General features: G+C 40.7%; 19 protein-coding genes and 1 other RNA gene. 6 read left to right on the forward strand and 14 right to left on the reverse strand.

Going from position 1 to position 21,643, the window contains the following annotated elements; translation table 11 throughout:
- Positions 1-219: 219 nt before the first annotated feature.
- Positions 220-1,860 carry a Na/Pi cotransporter family protein gene (locus BW935_RS15600; protein WP_076502720.1) on the forward strand — a complete coding sequence of 547 codons (1,641 nt, stop codon included), beginning with the start codon at positions 220-222 and terminating at the stop codon, positions 1,858-1,860.
- Positions 1,861-1,927: 67 nt separating this feature from the next.
- Here the strand turns inward: BW935_RS15600 and BW935_RS15605 are convergent, their stop codons facing one another.
- On the reverse strand, positions 1,928-2,755 hold the full coding sequence (locus BW935_RS15605; RefSeq protein ID WP_076502744.1) for a universal stress protein: 828 nt from the start codon (positions 2,753-2,755) through the stop codon (positions 1,928-1,930).
- A 150-nt stretch (positions 2,756-2,905) separates the two neighbouring features.
- Here BW935_RS15605 and BW935_RS15610 point away from each other — a divergent pair, with 150 nt between their 5' ends.
- The 3 genes from BW935_RS15610 to BW935_RS15620 all read left to right on the forward strand — a co-directional run bounded on the left by BW935_RS15610 (position 2,906) and on the right by BW935_RS15620 (position 4,754).
- The gene (locus tag BW935_RS15610) at positions 2,906-3,664 is read left to right on the forward strand and encodes an SDR family NAD(P)-dependent oxidoreductase (protein WP_076502721.1); all 759 of its coding nucleotides are present in this window, start codon (positions 2,906-2,908) and stop codon (positions 3,662-3,664) included.
- Positions 3,665-3,775: 111 nt separating this feature from the next.
- Positions 3,776-4,429, forward strand: a complete 654-nt coding sequence (locus tag BW935_RS15615) for a Crp/Fnr family transcriptional regulator (protein WP_076502722.1) — start codon at positions 3,776-3,778, stop codon at positions 4,427-4,429.
- A gap of 121 nt (positions 4,430-4,550) precedes the next feature.
- A complete protein-coding gene (locus BW935_RS15620; protein WP_084565972.1) occupies positions 4,551-4,754 on the forward strand; it encodes a Txe/YoeB family addiction module toxin in 204 nt (67 codons plus the stop codon).
- 7 nt (positions 4,755-4,761) lie between these two features.
- Here the strand turns inward: BW935_RS15620 and BW935_RS15625 are convergent, their stop codons facing one another.
- Both BW935_RS15625 and BW935_RS15630 read right to left on the reverse strand, forming a co-directional pair.
- A complete protein-coding gene (locus BW935_RS15625; protein WP_076502723.1) occupies positions 4,762-5,364 on the reverse strand; it encodes a carbonic anhydrase in 603 nt (200 codons plus the stop codon).
- Entirely contained in the window at positions 5,364-7,118 is a 1,755-nt protein-coding gene (locus BW935_RS15630; RefSeq protein WP_076502724.1) for a SulP family inorganic anion transporter, read from the reverse strand. Before BW935_RS15630 ends, BW935_RS15625 begins: the two co-directional genes overlap by 1 nt.
- Before the next feature lie 276 nt (positions 7,119-7,394).
- On the opposite strand from BW935_RS15630, the gene BW935_RS15635 reads away from it, so the two are divergent.
- Positions 7,395-9,083, forward strand: coding sequence for a bifunctional metallophosphatase/5'-nucleotidase (locus BW935_RS15635; protein ID WP_076502725.1), 1,689 nt, complete (start codon positions 7,395-7,397; stop codon positions 9,081-9,083).
- 72 nt (positions 9,084-9,155) lie between these two features.
- On the opposite strand, the gene BW935_RS15640 is transcribed toward BW935_RS15635, so the two are convergent.
- The 9 genes from BW935_RS15640 to BW935_RS15680 all read right to left on the reverse strand — a co-directional run bounded on the left by BW935_RS15640 (position 9,156) and on the right by BW935_RS15680 (position 18,594).
- The gene (locus BW935_RS15640; RefSeq protein WP_076502726.1) at positions 9,156-10,379 is read right to left on the reverse strand and encodes a DEAD/DEAH box helicase; all 1,224 of its coding nucleotides are present in this window, start codon (positions 10,377-10,379) and stop codon (positions 9,156-9,158) included.
- Between the two features lie 380 nt (positions 10,380-10,759).
- Positions 10,760-11,830: an MBL fold metallo-hydrolase gene (locus BW935_RS15645; protein ID WP_076502727.1), complete on the reverse strand. Its 1,071-nt coding sequence runs from the start codon at positions 11,828-11,830 to the stop codon at positions 10,760-10,762.
- Between the two features lie 43 nt (positions 11,831-11,873).
- The gene (locus BW935_RS15650) at positions 11,874-12,440 is read right to left on the reverse strand and encodes a YdeI/OmpD-associated family protein (protein WP_076502728.1); all 567 of its coding nucleotides are present in this window, start codon (positions 12,438-12,440) and stop codon (positions 11,874-11,876) included.
- 10 nt (positions 12,441-12,450) lie between these two features.
- Positions 12,451-13,608, reverse strand: a complete 1,158-nt coding sequence (locus tag BW935_RS15655; protein ID WP_076502729.1) for an MFS transporter — start codon at positions 13,606-13,608, stop codon at positions 12,451-12,453.
- 40 nt (positions 13,609-13,648) lie between these two features.
- Positions 13,649-13,933, reverse strand: coding sequence for a GNAT family N-acetyltransferase (locus BW935_RS15660; RefSeq protein WP_217695378.1), 285 nt, complete (start codon positions 13,931-13,933; stop codon positions 13,649-13,651).
- Complete coding sequence (locus BW935_RS15665; protein WP_076502730.1) at positions 13,930-15,327, reverse strand: aldehyde dehydrogenase family protein; 1,398 nt, start codon at positions 15,325-15,327, stop codon at positions 13,930-13,932. Before BW935_RS15665 ends, BW935_RS15660 begins: the two co-directional genes overlap by 4 nt.
- Complete coding sequence (locus BW935_RS15670; protein ID WP_076502731.1) at positions 15,324-16,964, reverse strand: acetolactate synthase large subunit; 1,641 nt, start codon at positions 16,962-16,964, stop codon at positions 15,324-15,326. The genes BW935_RS15665 and BW935_RS15670 overlap by 4 nt, the downstream gene beginning before the upstream one ends.
- Before the next feature lie 227 nt (positions 16,965-17,191).
- Entirely contained in the window at positions 17,192-17,752 is a 561-nt protein-coding gene (locus tag BW935_RS15675) for a porin family protein (protein ID WP_076502732.1), read from the reverse strand.
- A gap of 167 nt (positions 17,753-17,919) precedes the next feature.
- Positions 17,920-18,594, reverse strand: a complete 675-nt coding sequence (locus BW935_RS15680; protein WP_076502733.1) for a hypothetical protein — start codon at positions 18,592-18,594, stop codon at positions 17,920-17,922.
- Positions 18,595-18,666: 72 nt separating this feature from the next.
- Between BW935_RS15680 and BW935_RS15685 the strand changes: the two genes are divergently transcribed.
- Positions 18,667-19,662, forward strand: a complete 996-nt coding sequence (locus tag BW935_RS15685; RefSeq protein WP_076502734.1) for a LuxE/PaaK family acyltransferase — start codon at positions 18,667-18,669, stop codon at positions 19,660-19,662.
- A 190-nt stretch (positions 19,663-19,852) separates the two neighbouring features.
- Here the strand turns inward: BW935_RS15685 and BW935_RS15690 are convergent, their stop codons facing one another.
- Positions 19,853-21,010, reverse strand: coding sequence for a sigma-54-dependent transcriptional regulator (locus BW935_RS15690; RefSeq protein WP_076502735.1), 1,158 nt, complete (start codon positions 21,008-21,010; stop codon positions 19,853-19,855).
- A 27-nt stretch (positions 21,011-21,037) separates the two neighbouring features.
- An RNA gene (gene rnpB, locus BW935_RS15695) (RNase P RNA component class A) lies at positions 21,038-21,440 on the reverse strand.
- Positions 21,441-21,643 lie beyond the last annotated feature (203 nt).

Consider the following 21,643-nt stretch of genomic DNA (forward strand, 5'->3'; position numbering starts at 1 on the left):
CTAAACCGTCAGACAAATAGACGATACCCGATACCCGTCAGACGGTTCCAATCCGTCAGACGGGTAGAGCGTTAATCCTATAATACGGTTCCAAACCGTCAGACGGGTAGGTATGGATAAACCTGTGAACATCCGCCTTATCCCTTTCATCAGTGCTCTATCAGGCTTGCTTATTTGGGAAGATTCTCCCTATCTTAGTTTTCAGCATCATTGAGCACTATGGAACAAGAGATATTTGACTTTTGGAAGTTTTTGGCAGGGATTGGGCTATTCCTTTGGGGGATGAATCAGTTGGAGGGCTCTATCAAGGAATTGGCTGGAAAGTCATTTAAAAATTTGCTTCAAAAATCCACCAATACCGCATGGAAGGGAATTTTGATTGGAGCGATGATTACTGCGGTTTTGCAAAGTAGTTCATTGGTGACCTTGATGGTCTTGGCATTTCTTGGAGCAGGGGTGATCAATCTCAAAAATGCCATAGGGGTGATACTTGGTGCCAATCTTGGAACCACAGTCACTGCCTGGATTGTGGCGACATTGGGATTTAAGTTTAGCGTAGCAGCCTTTTCTATGCCTTTCCTTGGAATGGGGAGTCTGTTGTTTTTGTTTGCCTCAAGTAGGCCTATGCTCCGTAATTTAGGAGCTTTTACGGTTGGGTTTGGGCTACTTTTTTTGGGGTTAGATTTTATGAAATCAGCTATTGAAGCAGTGGCTGATCAGATAGATTTGAGCCAGTTTGACAAATATGGGCTTTGGATTTATCTCTTCATCGGTCTAGCGGTGACAGCCTTGATTCAATCTAGTTCGGCCATGGTGGTGATCATTCTCTCCGCAATGAGCGCAGGAGTGATAAGCTTAGTAGAGGGGGCAGTATTGATCATTGGAGCCAATATTGGGACTACAGTGACAGTTGGTATCGGTTCGCTCAATGGTCCAGCAGACAAGAAAAGGCTAGCACTTGCACATTTTCTCTTCAATTTGATCACAGGTTTGATTGTTTTTGCATTTATCCGGCCACTGATTGATCTGACGATGCAGGTTTTCTCCATCCATGACCCATTGATGGAGTTGGTGTTGTTGAATACTGTGATCAATTTGATTGGGATTTTGCTCTTCTATCCTTTTATCAACAAACTAGAAAACTGGCTTCGACATCAGTTTGGAGAAGAAAAGCAGCAAGGATTGGCAAGATATATTGGTAAAGTGAGTCCCGAAATACCAGAAGCTGCGGTAGCTGCCTTGGAAAAGGAAATTCATTTGGTTTTTGACATGACGGCTGATTTTATTTTTAAAATCTGGGAAGGGGACGGGAAAGAAAACAGAAACATGTCCATTTGGCGAAAATTGATTCAGCAGCCTTATGACCTACTCTCTCAATACAAAAACATCAAGCAACTAGAAGACGAGCTTACTGCCTATCATATCCAATTGCAAGAAGAAAATTTGGATGAAGTGTCAGCCCAAAGAGCTACTTCTCTGATGTTGGCCCTCCGAACGATGGTCTACGCTTCCAAGGACATCAAAGATGTGATGCATAATATCAAAGAAATGCAGGAATCAGAAGATGATCAGGTCAAAGAACTGTTGAGTTTTCTAAAGACATTTACTTTTGACCAGCTCAATAAGATGAAAGGCTACATTGATTCCAGTCATGATGGCGATAGGCCAGATTGGATCAGTATGCATGATGAGGTGTATCAAAATGCCATCGGTGAACTCTACCAGAAAGCTAGAAAGCACCAACCCGAAATCCCGATTTCTACATTAACCAATGTCATCAAACAAGTGATTTCTAGTTTGGATAATTTGGGCAATTCCATCATCCATTGGAAACATATGGAAAAAGTGGTTATAGATTAAAAAAAGCAGCAGCCTTTCGACTACTGCTTGAGGTTATATTTGGGTGGTTTTGCAACTTTTCTATTTCTTATTCAAACTTAACGCTGAGCACAGGGATATCGGACTTGAAAAGAACTGTTTCTGTAGCGCCGATCATGTAGGAATTAGCAGATTTCCTTTTGTTGGATGCCATACCGATAAAGCCGATGTTGTTTCTTGTAGCAAACTCGATAATACCATTTTCAGCTTCATGGTGATTGTAGACGTGCTTATGAATGATTAATTCCTCTTGACCTATAGCATACTTTTGCATTTTGTGTTCTGATTCCATAGAAGTGACAAACTTCTCAGGTGTATTGACAAAAAGAAAATGTACTGCGCATCGAAGTTGCTTGATCAGTGGCTTCATGCGGGTAAAAGCGGGTTTTGATTCTTCGTTGAAAAGTGAAGCAAAAGCCATTTTGCGCAGGTCATTGCCATTGAGTGGCTTTTTCACTGCTAATACAGGGCAATTTGCCTGTCGCATCACTTTTTGAAGGTTGGAGCCGATGAACTTGCCCTCGATATGTCCTTTTCCATAAGCACCGATCACGATCAAGTCGGCGGCTTGTTTTTCGGCCAGATTGATAATTTCTTCATCTGGCAGACCAACTTCGACCACGCCTTCTATTGGAATACCTGGAGATTTGTGGTCTATGATAAAAGCCTTGAGCTTGTCTTTGCTCTCTGCTTCTAAATCTATAATATCTTGATGTTTGGCTTTTTCTTTTTCTTCCAATTTCGCCCATTTGAGTGTGGAGGCTACTACATTGACACAGGTGATACTGCTATTGCCTTTGGAGGCTATTTTCAAAGCACTGAGGAAAGCATTCTCAGAGTAACTGGAGAAGTCTATAGGGACGATGATTCTTTTCATGGCTAGGATCATTTGGTTTCAATGATCCAAAGGTCAGTAATCTTTCTTTTTTAATTTATGACAAAAGTCAGTTAAAGTGCTGATTATATACTTGTTGTGCTGGGATGGTGTTTTGTATCTTTGAGTTATAACAACAAACAAACAACAATCATGACACTCAAAGGAAAGACAGCGATTATTACTGGCGGTAGTGGAGGAATAGGCTTGGCTACAGCCAAGACATTTTTGGAGCAGGGGGCGGCCAGCATTATGCTGGTAGATCTCAGGGAAGTTGACTTGAAAGCAGCAAAGCAAACCCTCAATTCTGACTCGGTATATACATTTGCGGCTGATGTCAGTCAAGCTTCACAAGTGGAGGCATATACCAAAGCAGCAGTAGAAAAGATGGGGTCGATTGACATTCTTTTTCTCAATGCAGGAATTGAAGGAGTAGTGAAGCCTCTGACTGAATATCCAGAGGAGATGTTTGACAAGGTAATCGCTGTGAATGTCAAGGGGGTATGGCTAGGGATGAAATATGGTTTCCCAGAAATGAAAAACGGAGGTGCTGTCATCATCACCTCTTCTGTAGCAGGCATGGTAGGTACTGCACAAATGATGGCTTATACCACTAGTAAGCATGCCACTATAGGTGCGATGAAAGTAGGAGCACTAGAGGGCGCTCCATTGAAAATACGGGTTAATTCTGTTCATCCATCACCTGTAGACAATAGGATGATGCGCTCTTTGGAAGATGGCTTTGCACCAGGTGCTGGAGCAGAGGTAAAGAAGAGTTTTGAGCAGATGATCCCACTAGGAAGATACGCGGATAATCAGGATATCGCTGACTTGGTTGCATTTCTCGCCTCTGATCAAAGTAAATTTATCACTGGTGCGACTTATGTAATCGACGGAGGCTTTACTACTTGAGCGTGTGGTTGGTTTACTATTTTAACAAAGGGTTGGGTATTTTATCCAACCCTTTTTCTTTTTGTGACTATTATCACTATTTTGGGTGTACAATCAGCTTTTCTTTATCACATGGAATTAGATTACCTCAAACAAAAATTACCCAACATCACCGACCCTAATTTACTTTGTGCCATGTTGGAGCAGGGGACAGTACATAAGTTCGATTATGGTAAGGTCATCACAGAGCCCGGGCAATTCATCAAAATGGTGCCTATCGTACTTGAAGGGGCGATCAAAATCATGCGAATGGATGAAGATGGGAGAGAACTTTTCTTGTATTATCTCGAGCCAGGGGAGACTTGCGCGCTTTCCCTGACTTGCTGTACCACTTCCAAACCTTCAGAAATCAAGGCTGTAGCTGAAGAAAATACCGTCATTTTAGGCATTCCGATTCAACTCCATGAACAATGGTCTGATAGATACAAGCAGTGGAAAGATTTTGTAGCCAATACTTATCAGAATAGATTCCAAGAAATGTTAGTGGCCTTAGATGCAGTTGCATTCAAGCGAATGGATGAGCGATTGATGAGCTACATTGTGACCAAGATGAAGCAATATAAGTCAAATGAGCTACATACCACCCATCAAGAAATCGCCAATGAACTAGGAACTTCCAGGGAAGTAATCTCAAGATTGCTCAAGCAATTGGAAAAGAAGAAATGGATTGAGTTAGGTAGAAATGTAATCTATATCCGAGATGACTTCGAAGAGTTGATAGCATAGTGAGTTGATAGTCTTGCAGTGGATATTTAAATTGAAATAAATTTTATAAATTTGAAATAAACATTTGAAATAATGCAATAATGGAAACCATAGTAATATATCCTAAAAACGACAAGCAAAAATCTTATTAAAAATCGATAAACTTTTTGATGAATTGAGGGTGAATCCCAAAACAAGAACAGGAAAACCAGAAAAACTTGAGCACTATAAAAAAACTACTTGGTCAAGAAGAATCAACTCCAAGCATAGATTGATCTACAGAATAGAAGAAAATAAAGTAGTAGTTTTAGTTCTTGCCGCTTGGGGTCATAATGATGACCATTGATTTTTCCTCAAACCACCACCTCTTCCTTCAAATTTCTCACTAATCCTGTAGATAAGTCAAATACCCAGCCATGGAGGTTGAGTTTGATTCCTTTGGCCAAGGCTTCTGTATAGACTGAGGATTGTTTGATGTTTTCTATTTGCTCCAGAACATTGTATTCTACAAGCCGATTTAGTTTTTCGTTTTCATCTGTTATAGCCTCTAGGTCTTTTCTATAATGTCTGATCACATCTTTGATGTTGGCAAGCCAGTTATCGATCAGTCCATTAGCCTTGTTTTCATAAGCGGCTTTAATTCCTCCGCAGCCATAATGACCATACACGATGATGTCTCTCACTCCCAATGCTTCCACAGCGTATTGCATGACAGAGAGGAAATTCAAGTCTGTGTGTGATACCACATTCGCGATGTTTCTGTGGATAAATAGCTCCCCAAGTTCAGTCCCTAGAACTTTAGATGGGTTCACTCGGCTATCAGAACATCCCAAGAGCAATGCCTTGGGATGTTGACCTATTTTCAATTCATCGAAATACGCAGCATCCTTGGCCAGTACTTCTTTTACCCAATTTTCATTATTGGACAGGTATTGATTGACGTTGATCTGGCACATTATTTTTTGATATTTGATTGAATTGCGTATGGCGTATATTTTTCCAGTGTTTTGGTATCCATGGTGTGCTCGTATGCTGCTACAGCAGAATTGTCATCTACGAATACATGATCAGCACCCACACATTCCAGGATTGCCCATCTGTTGAGTACATCTCTTACGGGACCTTTGATACTTGTCATGCAAATATCAGTACCCGCTTTTCTCCATGTATTGATCCATTCATTGAGTTCGTGAGCACCTGTACTATCAATATTGGTGACGGACTCCATGTTGAATACGATCATCTTTACCTGATCATTGCGCTCTTGAATCCATTTGTCCAGTTTGTCTTTGATGTATTCTACATTGGCAAAGTAGATTGGGCCATCGATTCTGACCATTAGTAAATTCTCCTTGACGTCTAAGTCCGAAAATCTATTGATATTTCTGTAGATATTGGTACCGGGTACTCTACCAAGCTGAGCCATATGAGGTCTAGAAGCCTTGTAGATCACCACTAGGAGGGATAAAACCATCCCTGAAATGATTCCGGTCTCTATCCCTAGTGTCAATGTGATGATAAACGTCGCCACAAGCATGGTGAAATCAAACTTATCCTTATGCCATAAATGAACTGGTTCTTTGAAATCAATCAAGCCAGAAACAGCCACCAAAACCACTGCTGCAAGAATTGCACTTGGTAAATTGTAGAATAAATCTGTGAAGAAAAGTAAAGTCAATACGATTAGTATCGCAGAAATGATAGAAGCCATAGTAGTCTTAGCCCCAGCATCATTGTTGACAGCTGTCCTAGAAAATCCTCCTGTCACAGGATAACCTCTGAAAAAGGCAGAACCAAAGTTGGCCATTCCCAAAGCGATCAACTCTTGATTGGCATTGAGCCTGTAGTTTTTATGTTTGGCTTGAATGGTTTTAGCCACAGCAAAGCTTTCTGCAAATCCCACAAGTGAAATGGTAAACGCTATAGGAAGCAGTGTTTTCCAAGATTCCATATCAAAAGATGGGGATGATAGAGTAGGAAGTCCACTTGGTACATCACCTACGATCTTGACACCATATTGCGTCAAATCAAAACCTGCAACCAATGCAATACCCATCACTACTGCAACTAGAGGAGCAGGGAAGCTTTTATGAATTTTCTTACCGTACTTGATGATGATGATTCCTATGACACCGATCCCAAAGGTGATCCAGTGAATTTCTCCAATGTTTTGGAATATGGCTACTGCCATTTCTTGGATGTGCTCCGAATTAGGTAAATTGATGCGGAAAAGGTGCTTGATCTGACTGAGTCCGATGATGATCGCTGCTGCAGAAGTAAAACCACTGATTACTGGGTGAGAAAGAAAATTGACCACAAAGCCCAGTCTCAAAGCCCCCATCCCAAATTGTATCAAGCCTACTAAGAATGCCAGTGTTAGCGCATAAATCAAGTATTGCTCTGGAGAATCAGCGTTCAAGCTTGCAATACCCGAAGCTGTAAGCAAGGATACCATCGCCACAGGTCCAACAGCTAGTTGCCTTGATGTGCCGAAAATCGCATAAAGTAACAAAGGAACGGTCACTGCATATAGTCCGTGGATTGGCTCCAGTCCAGCAAGCATGGCATAAGCCATTCCTTGAGGAATGAGCATGATCCCCACAGTCAATCCTGCTGACAAATCCCCTTGGAGATCAGTTTTTTTATAATTGGGCAACCATTCCAAAATAGGAAGGAATCCCTTAAGCTTATTTGCAAACGTATTGTTCATAGTCTAAATTCTATTTGAAGATAGTAAAAATCAGGCTAGCCATCAGCATTTCCTGAAATCACCCTACAAAAGTCAGAAGTATTGAGAAAAGGTTTGGTGATGTTTGTTACATCTGATGCGATGTTTTATAAATTTTCAAATCTTGGATATTTTTTGTCTTTGTAACTTTTATCACTTCATTGATTTACAGAAATTCACATTTTTGCTTTGTGACATATTGATTATTCAATCTACCTTATATTATTGGTAGTTTGATGCAAACACTAACATTCAAAAATGAAAAAATCAAGAAGAAGTTTTATTGCCAAATTGGGCGCACTCAGTGCAGGAACAGGTTTGATCTCTTTAGCTCCTGGTTGTGCCAATGAAACTCAAAAACAAGCCGTAGATTTAGACGATAGCCCAAAAGCAAACTTTAAAGTCAGCATTTTCCAAACCACGGATGTTCATTGTCAGATTCATCCGCATGATGAACTTTATTGGGAGAATGGCGAGTCTGTTTTCAAAAAAGCTGGAGGGTATGCTAATTTACATACATTCATTCAACAAGAACGTGCCAAAGTTGAAAATTCATTTTTGATTGATACAGGCGATATGTTCCAAGGCTCTATGCTTTCTGTAAAGACTGAAGGTGAAGCCATGGTGCCCATACTCAATGCCATGAGTTATGATCTCTATCTACCAGGTAACTGGGAAGTGGTCTACTACAAAAAATCCATGCAAGACCTTCTTGGTTCACTTAATGCACCTAAGGTATGTGCCAATATGTACCATGATTTGGGAAATGGACAAAAAGGAGAGTTGATTTTTCCCCCATATTATATATGGAGAGTCAATGGGGTGAAAATCGGATTTTTGGGATACAATGATCACCTAGTTCCAAATCGACAATCTCCAAATTACAGTGAGGGTATCATTTTCACCAAGCCAGAAGACAATGTAGCCCATTATGTGGATGTGTTGAAAAATCAAGAGAAATGTGCTTTTGTGGCAATTGTGTCACATATAGGCCTTTCTCAAGAGATAGCTCTCGCAAATAATCCGGCTGCCCAAGGAGTAGACTACATTCTAGGAGCGGATACACACGAACGAGTTAGAAAACCTATTCAAGGCAAATATGCGAAAGTAGTACAGCCGGGTGCCTTCGGTTCGTTTCTAGGGAAATTGGAGCTGACTTTTGAAGATGGTAAGGTCGTCAAAGATGAATACGAGCTCTTGGATGTGCTAGCTGATGAGATCAAAGACTCTGAAAAAATAACTAACATCATCGAGCAAGTAGAAGCGCCTTTTAAATCAGACATTGAAAAAGTAGTAGGCTATTCTACCATACCTCTTTATCGGTATTTTGTCATCGAGAATCCCATCGATCAGATGGTGCTGGATGCTTTGAGTTGGAAGATGCCAGATATAGATATTGTATTATCCAATGGATTCCGATTCTGTCCGCCGAATACTACTCCGGATGAGACAGGTAATATCCCGATCACCAGGGGGAATGTATACGACATGTTGCCAGTGGATAGCATTGTGAGAACAGGCAGGGTCACAGGGCTCCAGCTGATAAATTGGTTGGAGAAGGAATTGAACAATGTCTTTGCCGAAGATGCCTCAAAGCGATTTGGAGGCTGGGTGATTAAGTTTCAAGGAATGGAAGTGGAATTTTACGCTTTTGGAGATGAAGGGAAGCGTGTAAAATCAGTGACTGTAAAAGGTGAACCCTTGGAATTGACCAAGACCTATTCGATCAGTGCCTGTGAAAGAGACGGAGATCCAGCCGATGTGATCTGTAGAATGAACAATGTACAGAACGTAGTCAATAAAGATTTGACGTTACATCAAGTGATGTTGGAATATTTGGCTGAAAATTCTCCCGTGACGCCTACACCAAAGGGCGCGGCAAAGGCATTAGATGCCCCAGCTACACTTTTGACACAAGTTTCTGGTGTTGATTATCAATTCAGGTAGTGAAAAAATCAAGATTATTATACCGTAACCTTATTAAACTAAGCCGTCAGCAGGATGCTGACGGCTTTTTGTTTATCTTCTTTTGAACCTATTTTCAGGTCGTCTATCTCCTGATTTATTATTTCTAGGAGGTCTTTGTTGTTTTGGTGCTGGACCAGTTACTTTACCAGTGAATGGATAGGGATGGTCCGTGATCTCAGGAATTCTTTTCCCGATCAACTTTTCAATATCCTTCAATTCCTTGTGTTGTTCTTCGTCACAGATGGATACAGCGATTCCTGAGTTGCCAGCTCTACCTGTTCTACCGATTCGGTGCACGTAAGTTTCAGATACATTGGGCAGGTCAAAATTGATGACATGCGCTAGCTCGTCAATATCAATTCCCCTAGCGGCAATATCTGTAGCTACGAGTACTTTGAGTTTACCAGATTTGAAATCTTTAAGCGCATTTTGTCTTTGGTTTTGGCTTTTGTTGCCATGTATTGCAGCAGCTTTGATGTCATCCCTTTGTAAGTATTTTACTACTTTATCTGCACCATGTTTGGTTCTAGTGAATACTAATGCTGTCTCAATATCGAGCGTCTCCAATAAATGCTTGAGCAATTTAGGCTTATCACTCTTTGCAGTGTAATATAGCCTCTGATCAATTTTATCAACTGTCGATGAAGGTGGTGTTACCTCTACTTTCGCGGGATTGGTCAATAGCCTGTCTGCAAGTACCTGAATTTCTGGAGGCATGGTAGCAGAGAAAAACAAGGTTTGTCTTTTGGCAGGAAGTAGCGCAATGATCTTCTTGATGTCATGAATAAAACCCATATCAAGCATCCGATCAGCTTCATCAAGGACGAAAAACTGCAATTGTCTCAGGTCTACGAATTTCTGGTTGATCAAATCCAATAATCTTCCTGGAGTAGCTACGAGGATATCTACACCCCTTTTCAAGGCAGCAGTTTGTGGATTTTGGTTGACCCCGCCGAATATCACCGTATGTCTTAGGCTCGTGAATTTGCTATACGCTGCAAGACTCTCATCTATCTGTATCGCCAGTTCTCTGGTAGGAGTGAGGATCAATGCTTTGATGCCGAATCTTTGCTTTTTTTGCTCATGAAGCAACTGAATCATGGGGATTGAGAATGCGGCTGTTTTACCTGTGCCCGTTTGAGCACAGCCTAGAAGATCCCTCTTTTCAAGGATCAATGGAATCGCCTGCTTTTGAATAGGTGTAGGCGTAGTGTACCCTTCCAAAGCCAAAGCTTTCAGGATAGGGTCAATAAGGTTAAGATTTTTGAATGCCATTTGGCTGTGTGTAATGATGCTGCAAAAGATGTTGTATGGTCTATGACAGCAGGAAATGTTCTATTAAAGCGACCTACAACTGGTCGATCTTTTTACAAAGTGCTGTAAAGATACAATAAATATATTTAGGAAGATTGAGCTTAGTATTTTGATCAAACTAACGTAAAAGAGAATTGTAAAAGAATGTCTAGTAATGAGCTTACATGATTATCCGCTTACTTACAAGTAGAACCTAAATAATGGAACAAACCTATGATTTATAACCAATATCAATAAATATCCAATATCAATTAGTATCGGATTTATCTAGGCTCTTATTTAAATTAGTTAGTTGTATAATTGCGGATATACACGTGAGCTGATATCTTCAAGCTCGTAACTTAATTTTTGATCAGGTTCTTTCCTAAAATGGGCTGAATCAATTCACCATAGATTTTACTTTGATTTTTCTCGATGATATCCCAAGGTTCCAGAAGTGGCTCGTCGGAAAGATCAAATGTCCCGTAGTGCATGGGAATAAAATAGCTGCCTTCGAGGACATTGAAAGCTTCAATAGCGTCATTTGGGCTGATGTGGGCCTGATGCATAAACCACTCTGGTTTATATGCTCCAATTCCCATCAAGCAGTATTCAGGTGACCCCAAAGTATTTTTGATGTCATTGAAATGTGGCCCAGCACCACTATCACCCATGAAGTAGATGCTTTGGTTCTTACTTTGAATATAGAACCCACCCCATAGACTTTTCTGGTCGTCATTAAGCCAGCGCTTGGACCAATGTCTACTGGGAACATAATGGATGACTAGATCAGAATCATTTAAATTGTATGCTTGATACCAACCTGCTTCTTGTACTTCTTGCTTATCTATCCAAGAGTTGATAACCGAATTTACCCCAAGACCAGTTAGGATTTTAAGCTTTGGGTTTTGCTCAGAAAGCCATTTGATGCTTGATTTATCACAATGATCCCGATGATTGTGAGAAAGGAGGAGATAATCTATTTGAGGAAATTGTTCCAAAGGAAATGGCAGCTCACTTTTTCTTTTCAAAAAAAGATTGTCCATCAGCAACGGATCTGTAATAAAAGTGACCCCATCTACACGAATCAAGTAGCTCGCATGTCCTAACCAAATGATATAATCTTCAGAAGAGTTAAAATTAAATCTTTCTGATGAAACTGGTAAAGTCCTATCGTCTGCTTCTTTTTCGCTTTTTTGGGGATTTTTGCTCAATTTCCATTTCAATAAATCTTTCAATGAAGACTCAAATGGATGGTATAAGTTTTGAAATTGTCCGTTTCCATCAATGGGATTGCCTTGCCAGTCATTTGAAGGAGGATTGGTTTCAAGGTTAGGGTTTGAGGTGTAAGTGATGGTTTCTTCTTTTGTGTCGATTATCATATACAAGAACAAAGCAGGAATCAGAAGTGCAAAAAGGTATTTTGATTTCATTACACTTTCAACTGATTATTACCTACAATGGTTTAGCATTTTGTTACTTCTTGTATTTGTCATTAAGGCCCTTGCCTTCCAAAATTATAGGTTTGATTTTATCTATTCTTGCTTGTTGCGTTTCTATTTTTTTGGCTGATGCGACGTGTTCGATATATTCTTTTTGTTTGCCTGGAGTCAGCGCATCAAAATGCGATTTAAAGACCTTATCCGCACTTAAAGCTTCTGCCAAAAGCCCAGTCGGTTCCTTTTTCTCTGATTTCTTTGGGGTCCATTTGATCCCTGCTTCTTCATTTTTGATGGCTTGCGCGATATAGTCTATTAGCGTTTTTTCATCAATGTCAGCTCTAGATGTCATTCTCCATTGGAGCATTGCATTAGTTTTTTCTTCTTGAGCATTGACAAATACATTTTTATGGTCATTGATAAATACGCCATTGAAAAACCAAATACCGAAATAGTTTTTGAAGCCACTGATTCCGATGATGTTTCTACCTTCATGGGTGTACACATCCCCACCCCATTTGATGGTATGCTCCAATTTTGTTTTTTGCTCAACGATGGACTTGAGCAAGTCAATTTCTTCCTGCCAATTATGTTCTTTTTTCATGCTTCCGAATTTAGTGTTGGGTTTTGATCCTTGCAGTGGCTATCAAACCAAGCAAAGGACCTAATGCTAAAATAAGAAAAAGATATGGAGTAGGGATGGACCTTGCCATAAAATTCAAAAGCTGAATACTCAAAATTGTGATCCCAAACCCTAAACTATTGACTATCGTCAGGGAAGTGCCTTTGGATGCTGAGGGCGCATTTTTAGCTACCAAAGTGGAAAACATGGGTGAATCTGCGGTCACTGCCAATCCCCAGATCAATAAAAATATCAGGACTATTGATGGGTTGGGAATATTTAATACCAAAGGAGATAATAAACAACATGTGGCCGAAAGCGCCAAGGCCGTAAAGGCGATTTTTTTGGGAGGAACCACTTTTGATATGATACCTCCCAAAGCACAGGAGATTCCGCCAACTGCAATGATCAAAAATGACCAGAAGGAAATATCTAATTCCTGATTTCCTGAGATAGCGATCAGAATCACCGGTACAAATGCCCAAAAAGCATACAACTCCCACATGTGGCCAAAATAGCCAAAGGCTGCATGCCGAAAGTTTTTCACTTGGAATACCTTGAAAAATGCAGATGGATTGAACTTGGTTGCAGGTGTTCTAAATGGACCATCAGGAATAAGGAAATAAATTAGGAGCCCTCCTAAAACAGCCAATATGCTTGTAGCATAAATTGCAAATTCCCAAGGGAAAGCATCCGTAACACTCCTAACCAAATGCGGGAAAGCTGTACCCAATACAAGTGCACCTACTAGGAAACCTAAAGACTGTCCGAGTCCTTTTTCAAAATAATCCGCCGCTATCTTCATTCCTACAGGATAGATTCCGGCTAGGAAAAATCCAGTCCCAAATCGATAAAGAAGCAATTGCCAAGCCTCCATGCTTTGTAATGCCATCATTCCATTGAAGATCGAAGCGATCAAGGCAGAAATCAAAAAAACCTTGGATGGCGAAAACTTATCTGCAATGGTAAGCATCGCAAAGATCAGCGTACCGACAATAAATCCTATTTGTACTGCACTGGTCAAATGTCCCAAGTACGAGGCCGGCAATTGCAAGGACGCTGCTAGCTCAGGAAGTACAGCATTGCCAGCAAACCATAATGAAGTACAGAGAAACTGCGCAATAACAATAGTGGGTAGAATATGCTTCATGCAGTTCTCAGTACTTTTGGATGACTTTCATGATGACAAGTTAAAATCTTACATCCTGAATATCCTCCTTTTTTGCGAAAATACTTTTCGCATAAGGACAGAGTGGAAGAATTTTGATTTTCTGTTCCCTTGCAAAATCCACCCCTGCCATCACCAATTTTTCTCCCAAACCTTGTCCTTTGTAAGCTGGGTCTACTTCTGTATGGTCTATGATGATCTTGTCTGTCCCAGCTACTGAATAGGTCATTATGCCAATTTGCTTGTCGATATCTAGTAATACAAATTGCCCCTTACTTTCTGATTGTTGATGTTCTACTGTGATCATAGTAATTTACTTTTGATGACCATCAATTTTTCTCTTGTCATTTCATGCATGGAATAGGGGATACCTCCTAGTCCTTCTCCTGAAGCATCCCTTCCCCCAAATGGCATCCAGTCAACACGAAATGCAGTGTGGTCATTGACCATAACAGCAGTGGCGTTGAGTCGCTGAACAGTATCTAATGCGATGTCAATATCTTGGGTGAAAACTGCTGCTTGGAAGTGGTAATCTAATGCATTGGCCTGCTCAATAGCTTCTAATCGGTCATTGTAGCTGTAAACGCAAACCACTGGCCCAAAAATCTCTTCTTTGGACACTTTTACATCTTGTGGAGGGTTGAAGATTACGGTGGGAGCATAGCAGGTGTCTGAGATGCGCTTACCTCCACTTAGGATTTTACCACCTTTGGTTTTGGCTTCATTGACCCACTCTTCCACACGGTCGACTTCCTTGGGTAAAATCAATGGCCCAACTTCAGTCTTTTCATCCAAGGGGTCACCTACGACCATCTTATTGCCAGCTTCGGCAATTTTTTCAGCCACCTCCCTGGCTATTGAATCGTGCACGAACACCTTCTGCACAGATACACATACCTGACCAGCATGATAAAATCCACCTTTGGCTAATGCAGGAATCATGTCATTGATATTTGCATCGGGCTCCACGATGACAGGTGCAGCACCGCCATGCTCCAGAGCACAGCGAGTTCCTGGAGCCAGCTTTGATTTGAGGTACCAACCAATCTTGGCCGATCCGATGAAAGAAAGGTAATTGACACGTTTGTCTGTTACCAATTTTTCAGCAGCTTCATTGTCAATGATCAAGCATTGTACCCAGCCCTCTGGCACACCAGCTTCTTGTAAAATATCCATAAAGGCCATACAGCTTAGGGGCGTGGTAGAAGCTGGCTTGACGATGACTGGACAGCCTGCTGCAAATGCAGTGACTGTCTGATGGATGATTAAATTAAGCGGGTGGTTGAATGCTGAAATGGAGGCAACCACGCCGATGGGTTCTCGAGTAGTGAATGCGATTCTATTCACAGAAGCTTGGGTTAGTCCCATGGGAATTTGCTCACCGTTGAGTTTGCCAATTTCTTCTGCGGCTATTTTCACCCCATTGATGGCACGGAGTACCTCTACTTTGGAGTCTTGATAGGGCTTTCCGCCTTCTTCAGCTGCTGTCTTGGTGAGTTCTTCGATTTTACCCTTCATGATTTCCTGAACTTTTTCCAAGATTTCAATTTTTTTGTGGGAAGGAATCCACTGAGCTCTGTCCAAAAAAAGTTCTTGAGCTTTTTCTAGTGCCGTTTGTACTGCATCTTTCCCCAGCATTGGGATTTCTTTGATGAGGCTTTGGTTGTATGGGTTGAATATTTTTAGTTTCTGATTGCTCATAGTTTTTGTGCTTTTTCTTTCAACATTACATTCAAAATAGGGTGGTTGAGTGAATAATCAACAGGAAGGTCGATCAGTTTGACTCCATCAGAAGCCAAACATTGATCCAAGATCTGCTGGAATTCTTGATCGCTGTCTGGCCTGTAGCCCTTTGCCCCATAGCTTTCTGCATATTTGACAAAGTCTGGATTTTTATAGTCCAAGCCAAAATCAGCAAAGCCCATATCCTCCTGTTTCCACTTGATCATGCCATAGGCTTCATCATTGAGAATGATGACAGTTAAGTTGAGTTTCAACCTCACAGCTGTTTCTATTTCTTGAGAGTTCATCATAAATCCTCCATCTCCACAGACAGAAACTACTTTTCGGTCAGGAAGTAGCATATTCACAGCCATGGCAGAAGGAAGGCCTGCACCCATACTTGCCAGTGCATTGTCGAGCAGAAGTGTGTTAGGTTGATGGCAGGTGTAGTTTCTTGCAAACCAAAGTTTGTACACTCCATTGTCTAAGGTGATGACATCCTTGGAGTCAAGCTTTTTTCTCAGCAGGTTGACCAATCGCTGTGGAAGCATGGGGAAGCGCGTATCCTCAAAATACTTGCTCAGATGCCCTGCAACTTCTTTCTTTACTTTTTCATATAACTCAAAGTTCCAGTGAGTTTGAGGTGATAATTCTGCTGTCAGTTTTTTGACCGCATTGGTAATATCTCCCACTACATTGAGTTGCGGAAAATAGACTGGATCAACTTCTGCGGGATCAAAGTTGACATGGATTACTTTTTTACCACCTTGCTTCATAAAGAAGGGTGGTTTTTCGATCACATCATGACCTACATTGATGATCAGGTCGGCTTCTTCTATGGCAGCATGAAGGAAGTCATTGCTAGATAAGGCTGCTGTACCAAGGTATTGGGGATGCCTTTCATCGATGACGCCTTTACCCATTTGGGTAGTGAAAAAATAAATCCCTGTATGATCTACAAAAGCTTTGAGCGCCTCACAGGTAATTTTCCTATTTGCACCTGCTCCTATCAAAAGCAAAGGCATCTTAGCAGCTTCAATCATTTTGACTGCATCAGTGATTGCTTGATCATCAGGTTTGGGGATGATATGTCCTGTGACTTGGAAGACCGTATCCTCACAATCTTCCTGCGCGATATCTTCTGGGAACTCTAGATGCACTGCTCCAGGTTTTTCCTCTTGTGCTATCCTGAAGGCCTCACGGATTTGGGAAGCGATGTTGTTGCTATTGACGATTTGTTTGGTGTATTTGGTGATGGGACGCATCATGTCCACCACATCGATGATTTGAAATCTTGCTTGTTTGCTCTTTTTGATGGGTTTCTGCCCTGTGATCATCATGATTGGCATACCGCCAAGCTGCGCATAAGCAGCTGGTGTGACCAGATTCGTCGCTCCTGGACCTAAGGTGGCCATACAGACACCTGGCTTGCCGGTCAATCTACCATAGGTAGCTGCCATGAAGCCCGCTCCTTGCTCATGCCTGGTAAGGATAAGTTTGATTTTAGAATTCTTGAGAGATTGAAGGAGGTCTAAGTTTTCCTCGCCTGGTACGGCGAAAATGTATTCCACTCCTTCGTTTTCCAATGCTTTAACAAAAAGATCTGATGCTTTCATCTGTTTGTGGTTTGTTTTAAGGGTTCAGATGGAATGCTCAAAATAATTACTATTCGGATAGAAACTTGTTTTTGATGAGCATTTCATAAAGTATAAATAAGGTAAGATTAAAAACAAGATGTACTAATATAACTCCTTTATCCCCGAAATGATTTCGTTGATTTCGATTTTCTCTAAATGCAGAAAGTCCCAAAAGGGACTTTCTGAAATATTTTTAATTTAAATTATTAGAACCTTAATCCCACTGAGAGTTGTACCACTCTATTGGTAACCTCGGCGTCAGGCTTTACATCGGTAAGACCCAGATTATACCTTCCTTGTACGAAAAGTGGCCCTAATAAATGTAGTGTAGCACCACCTGCTAATGCAAAGTCAAAAGTATTTGAATCAGAGACATCCACATTTTGAGATTCACTCATCAAGAAAGATACTTGCGGTCCTAAATCCAAGCTTAGCCTGTTAGGGATCAAGTAGATTCTTGCCAATACAGGGATTGATAGGTAACCCAATTCATTTTTGAAATCTTCCTGTGCTCCTGCAAAAGTTAGATTCGACCCAACTGTCGAGTAAAGCAATTCTGGTTGTATGGAGAAATTAGAACTAATCCCAAGCTCAACAAATGCACCTGCATGATAGGAAGTAATGCTTTCCTGATTGAAATCCTCAACATTCCCAGCAAAATTGGCGAAGTTAGCGCCACCTTTGATTCCAAAGTTCAAGCCTTGAGCGTAAGATTCTGTAAAACCTATCAGAGCTATCAAGAGTGTTAGATAAAGTGATTTTTTCATAGTGTACGATGTTTAGTAAAAGAATAAATATGCAATTTTGAGTAAATACGATAAGAATATACTTAAGATCGATAATTTTAATCAATTCAACATTTTTCTTGCCAAAACCGCCTAAAAAAGAAAAGTTTGGCATATTTAGCCAAACTTTAGTGAAATCTATTTTAATGTTACCTCCTCGTGATTTGATTGAGGGTCAGTTCAGGGCTAGAGACCACGTTACTCTTGTTCAATTGTCTGTCTTGAATTTGTACATCAATTCTCAAGGTGTCATTTCTGAAAATTGACTCCCAACCAAAAGAAAGCATATTGTAGCGGATACTACCTTCTACAGCTTGTGTCCTATTGTCTGGGAGAATTCTTGGAAAACGACCATTGAAAGTTGTGAAAAATGGAGGATCTTCCCACCTGAACTCTTGAAAGACGCCATTTCGTTTGATAAAGAATTTGACAAAAATATTATTGTGATCAGGGTTTTGTTCTACCCAAACAGTATCTCTAAATACTTGATTGTTGATAGTTGGGTTGATTGCCCAGTCTAGCGGGTTGTAATTAGGGGCTCCTGGAGGTCTTTGGCTGTAGGTGATCACACTCCCTCCCGCGTCTCTGATAAAATTGATGGCGTTGAAGGGAGGATTGATATCGGTCGGATTGAGTCCAATATCACCTTCTGCATCTCTGAACCCAATGGTCACCATCAAAGAATCTGCACCTGAAGTATTGACAAATTCTAATTTTTCAAAGACTATTTCTGGAACAGATGGAAAGTTGTCCGGTGGAGTGATACATGCCACCGTCATGACTGCAAAAAGTAAGGTGTAAATCAGGTGTTTGATGCTGTCCATGCTTAGGATTTATTGATTAGGGATTCTACTCTTGTAAAATTGCTTAATTTTGAAATGACAAATTATAAAACGATGAATTATTTCAAAAGTTTTTCAGAAGATATCATAAATCTCCGACTCGATGATTTTGATCAAAAAGCCCTAGAACTTTTTCATTATCAGGCTCAATATAATCAAATATATAGCAAATACCTTGCTCTCCGGAAGGTTGATCCTTTTAAGATTCGGTCTGTAGAAGCCATTCCTTTTTTACCTATTAGATTTTTCAAAGATCAACAAGTGACCTGTGGAAATCCAGACCAATACGATAAGTTTTACTCGTCCAGTGGTACCACCGGAGCGATCACGAGTAGACACTATATTTGGTCTGAGGATTTTTATCTGCAACATGCCTTGAATCTTTTTGAACTGGAGTATGGCAAGATTTCTGAATTTCATGTGTTGGCACTATTGCCGGCATACATGGAGCGGCCAGGAAGCTCGCTGGTGAGTATGGCGCAGTATTTTATAGAAAAATCTGAGTCTGAACACTCGGGCACTTACCTGTATAATCATGATGAATTGTTGCAAAAGCTACATCTATTAAAGGAGAGTAATAGAAAGGTTTTACTGTTAGGTGTGACTTTTGCTTTGTTGGACTTGGCTGAGGGAGGATTGGGATTTCCGAAAATGGACAATCTGATCGTCATGGAAACTGGTGGTATGAAGGGTAGGAGAAAAGAGATGATCAGGGAAGAAGTGCATGCGATTCTTAGACCTGCATTTCATGTGGATGTGATTCATTCTGAGTACGGAATGACCGAGTTGATGTCACAAGCTTACTCCAAGGGCCTCGGTAAATACACCTTGCCACCTACGATGAAAGTCTTGATCAGAGATGTAAATGACCCATATACCATATCGCCAAAATCCCAAGGCGGTATCAATGTGATTGATTTGGCAAATTTTCATTCTTGTGCATTCATTGAGACACAGGACTTAGGCAAAATTGATGAAAATGGTGAGTTGGAAGTTCTAGGCCGGTTTGACAACAGTGAAGTGAGAGGTTGCAACTTAATGCTGAATTAATTTTGTATTCCTCAGAGAAATAGACATATTTGAAACAGTTATAAAAAGTAAATCTATGAAAAGGTTAATGATCGCAGTATTAGCAGTTGGACTTTTGGCTTTAGCTTCTTGTGCTTCTAGCAGACCATGTCCAGCTTATGCCAAAGCTTTGGACGCAAAAGAAATCAAGGGATAAAAAATATGCTGACTATCAATAGTCAGCATATTTTTTCACATCATCTTCGCTGATCACTTGCCCACCAAGGATCACCAAGCGTTCTACTACATTTCTTAGCTCCCTAATATTACCTGTCCACGGGAATTCTTGAAGCTTAGAAATAGCTTTTTTGTCTATTGCTTTTTTGGCAGTCCCATATTCACCTGATATGTCTCCCAAAAATTTGTCTACCAGCATTGGAATGTCTTCCTTGCGATCCTTTAGTGCAGGTACCTGAATCAAGATCACACTCAATCTGTGGTAAAGATCTTCTCTGAAATTGCCTTCCTCGATTTCTTTTTTCAAATCCTTATTGGTAGCAGCCAGTATCCTTACATCTACTTTGATATCTTTATCTCCACCCACGCGAGTGATCTTATGTTCCTGAAGTGCTCTCAGTACTTTCGCTTGAGCAGATAGGCTCATGTCACCGATTTCATCAAGAAACAATGTTCCTCCATTCGCTTGTTCAAATTTCCCTTGTCTTTGTTTGACGGCGGAAGTGAAAGCGCCCTTTTCGTGGCCAAATAGTTCGGATTCTATCAATTCTGCGGGTATGGCAGCACAGTTGACAGCTATAAAAGGAGCTGAAGCACGGTTACTTTTCTGATGAAGCCAATGTGCTACCAGTTCCTTGCCAGTACCATTTTGTCCTGTGATCAGCACACGTGCATCGGTAGGCGCTACTTTTTCTATGGTTTCTTTCACTTGCTGAATCGTAGCAGACTCACCTACCATATCCAGTTTTTTGGATAGCTTTTTCTTCAAAACTTTGGTTTCTGTGACCAAGCTTTTCTTATCTAAAGCATTGCGAACAGTCAATAAAAGTCTGTTTAGATCAGGTGGTTTGGGTACAAAATCGAACGCCCCTTTTTTGGTAGCTTCTACAGCTGTCTCAATGGACCCATGCGCTGAAATCATGATGAATTGAGGTTGCTTGTCTAAAGTAGCTACCTTATCTAATACTTCTATGCCATCCATTTTAGGCATTTTGATATCACAAAGTACCAGGTCAAAATCTTCTTCCTGTATTTTCTTCAAACCTTCTTCACCATCCTGTGCCTCTGAGATTTCGTATTTTTCGTATTCCAGAATTTCTTTCAAAGTTGCTCTGATGACTTTTTCATCATCGATTATTAGAATCTTTGGCATATTTCAGTTTTTGGTTTATTTAAATAAAAAGTGTGCAAGCCTATAAGCCGGGTTCTGTACTCTTTTTGTCTGACAAAAAGAGTGCCTGTCATTTATCTAGCCCTTGCTTCACAACAAGGATCCATCAACCTACCCATCCCGCAGAAAGACGAGCCGCCTTTTCCGAAATTGAATTCGGTGCGGGACCTATTTGGTTTTTCAACCCATAAGGTTTACCCTGCCCCTGGTGTCACCACCAGAGCGGTGGGCTCTTACCCCACCATTTCACCCTTACCCCGATCTGATCGGGGCGGTATATTTTCTGTGGCACTTTCTGTAACCAAGCCGTCACCAACTTGATCCCTTCCCGTTAGGAAGTATGGCGCTCTATGTTGCCCGGACTTTCCTCCCTCCCGCCAAGAAGCGGGACGGCGACAAGCCAGCTTGCACAATGCAAATAAACGCAAATTATTCAGATGTGATTCAAAGTATCTCTCAGATTAATCAGAATTAAACCTAGGCGACGAATTTGGTTTAGTTTATGGATTTGATTTTTTCTATAACAAACCTTCTTCCATAAAAAATAATTATGGCAATCTTTTAAGTCTTATTTGGATTAAGTTTAAATAGCATTTACATTTGCGTCGTTAATTG

This window comes from Belliella pelovolcani, from assembly GCF_900156785.1.
Classification (GTDB): domain Bacteria; phylum Bacteroidota; class Bacteroidia; order Cytophagales; family Cyclobacteriaceae; genus Belliella; species Belliella pelovolcani.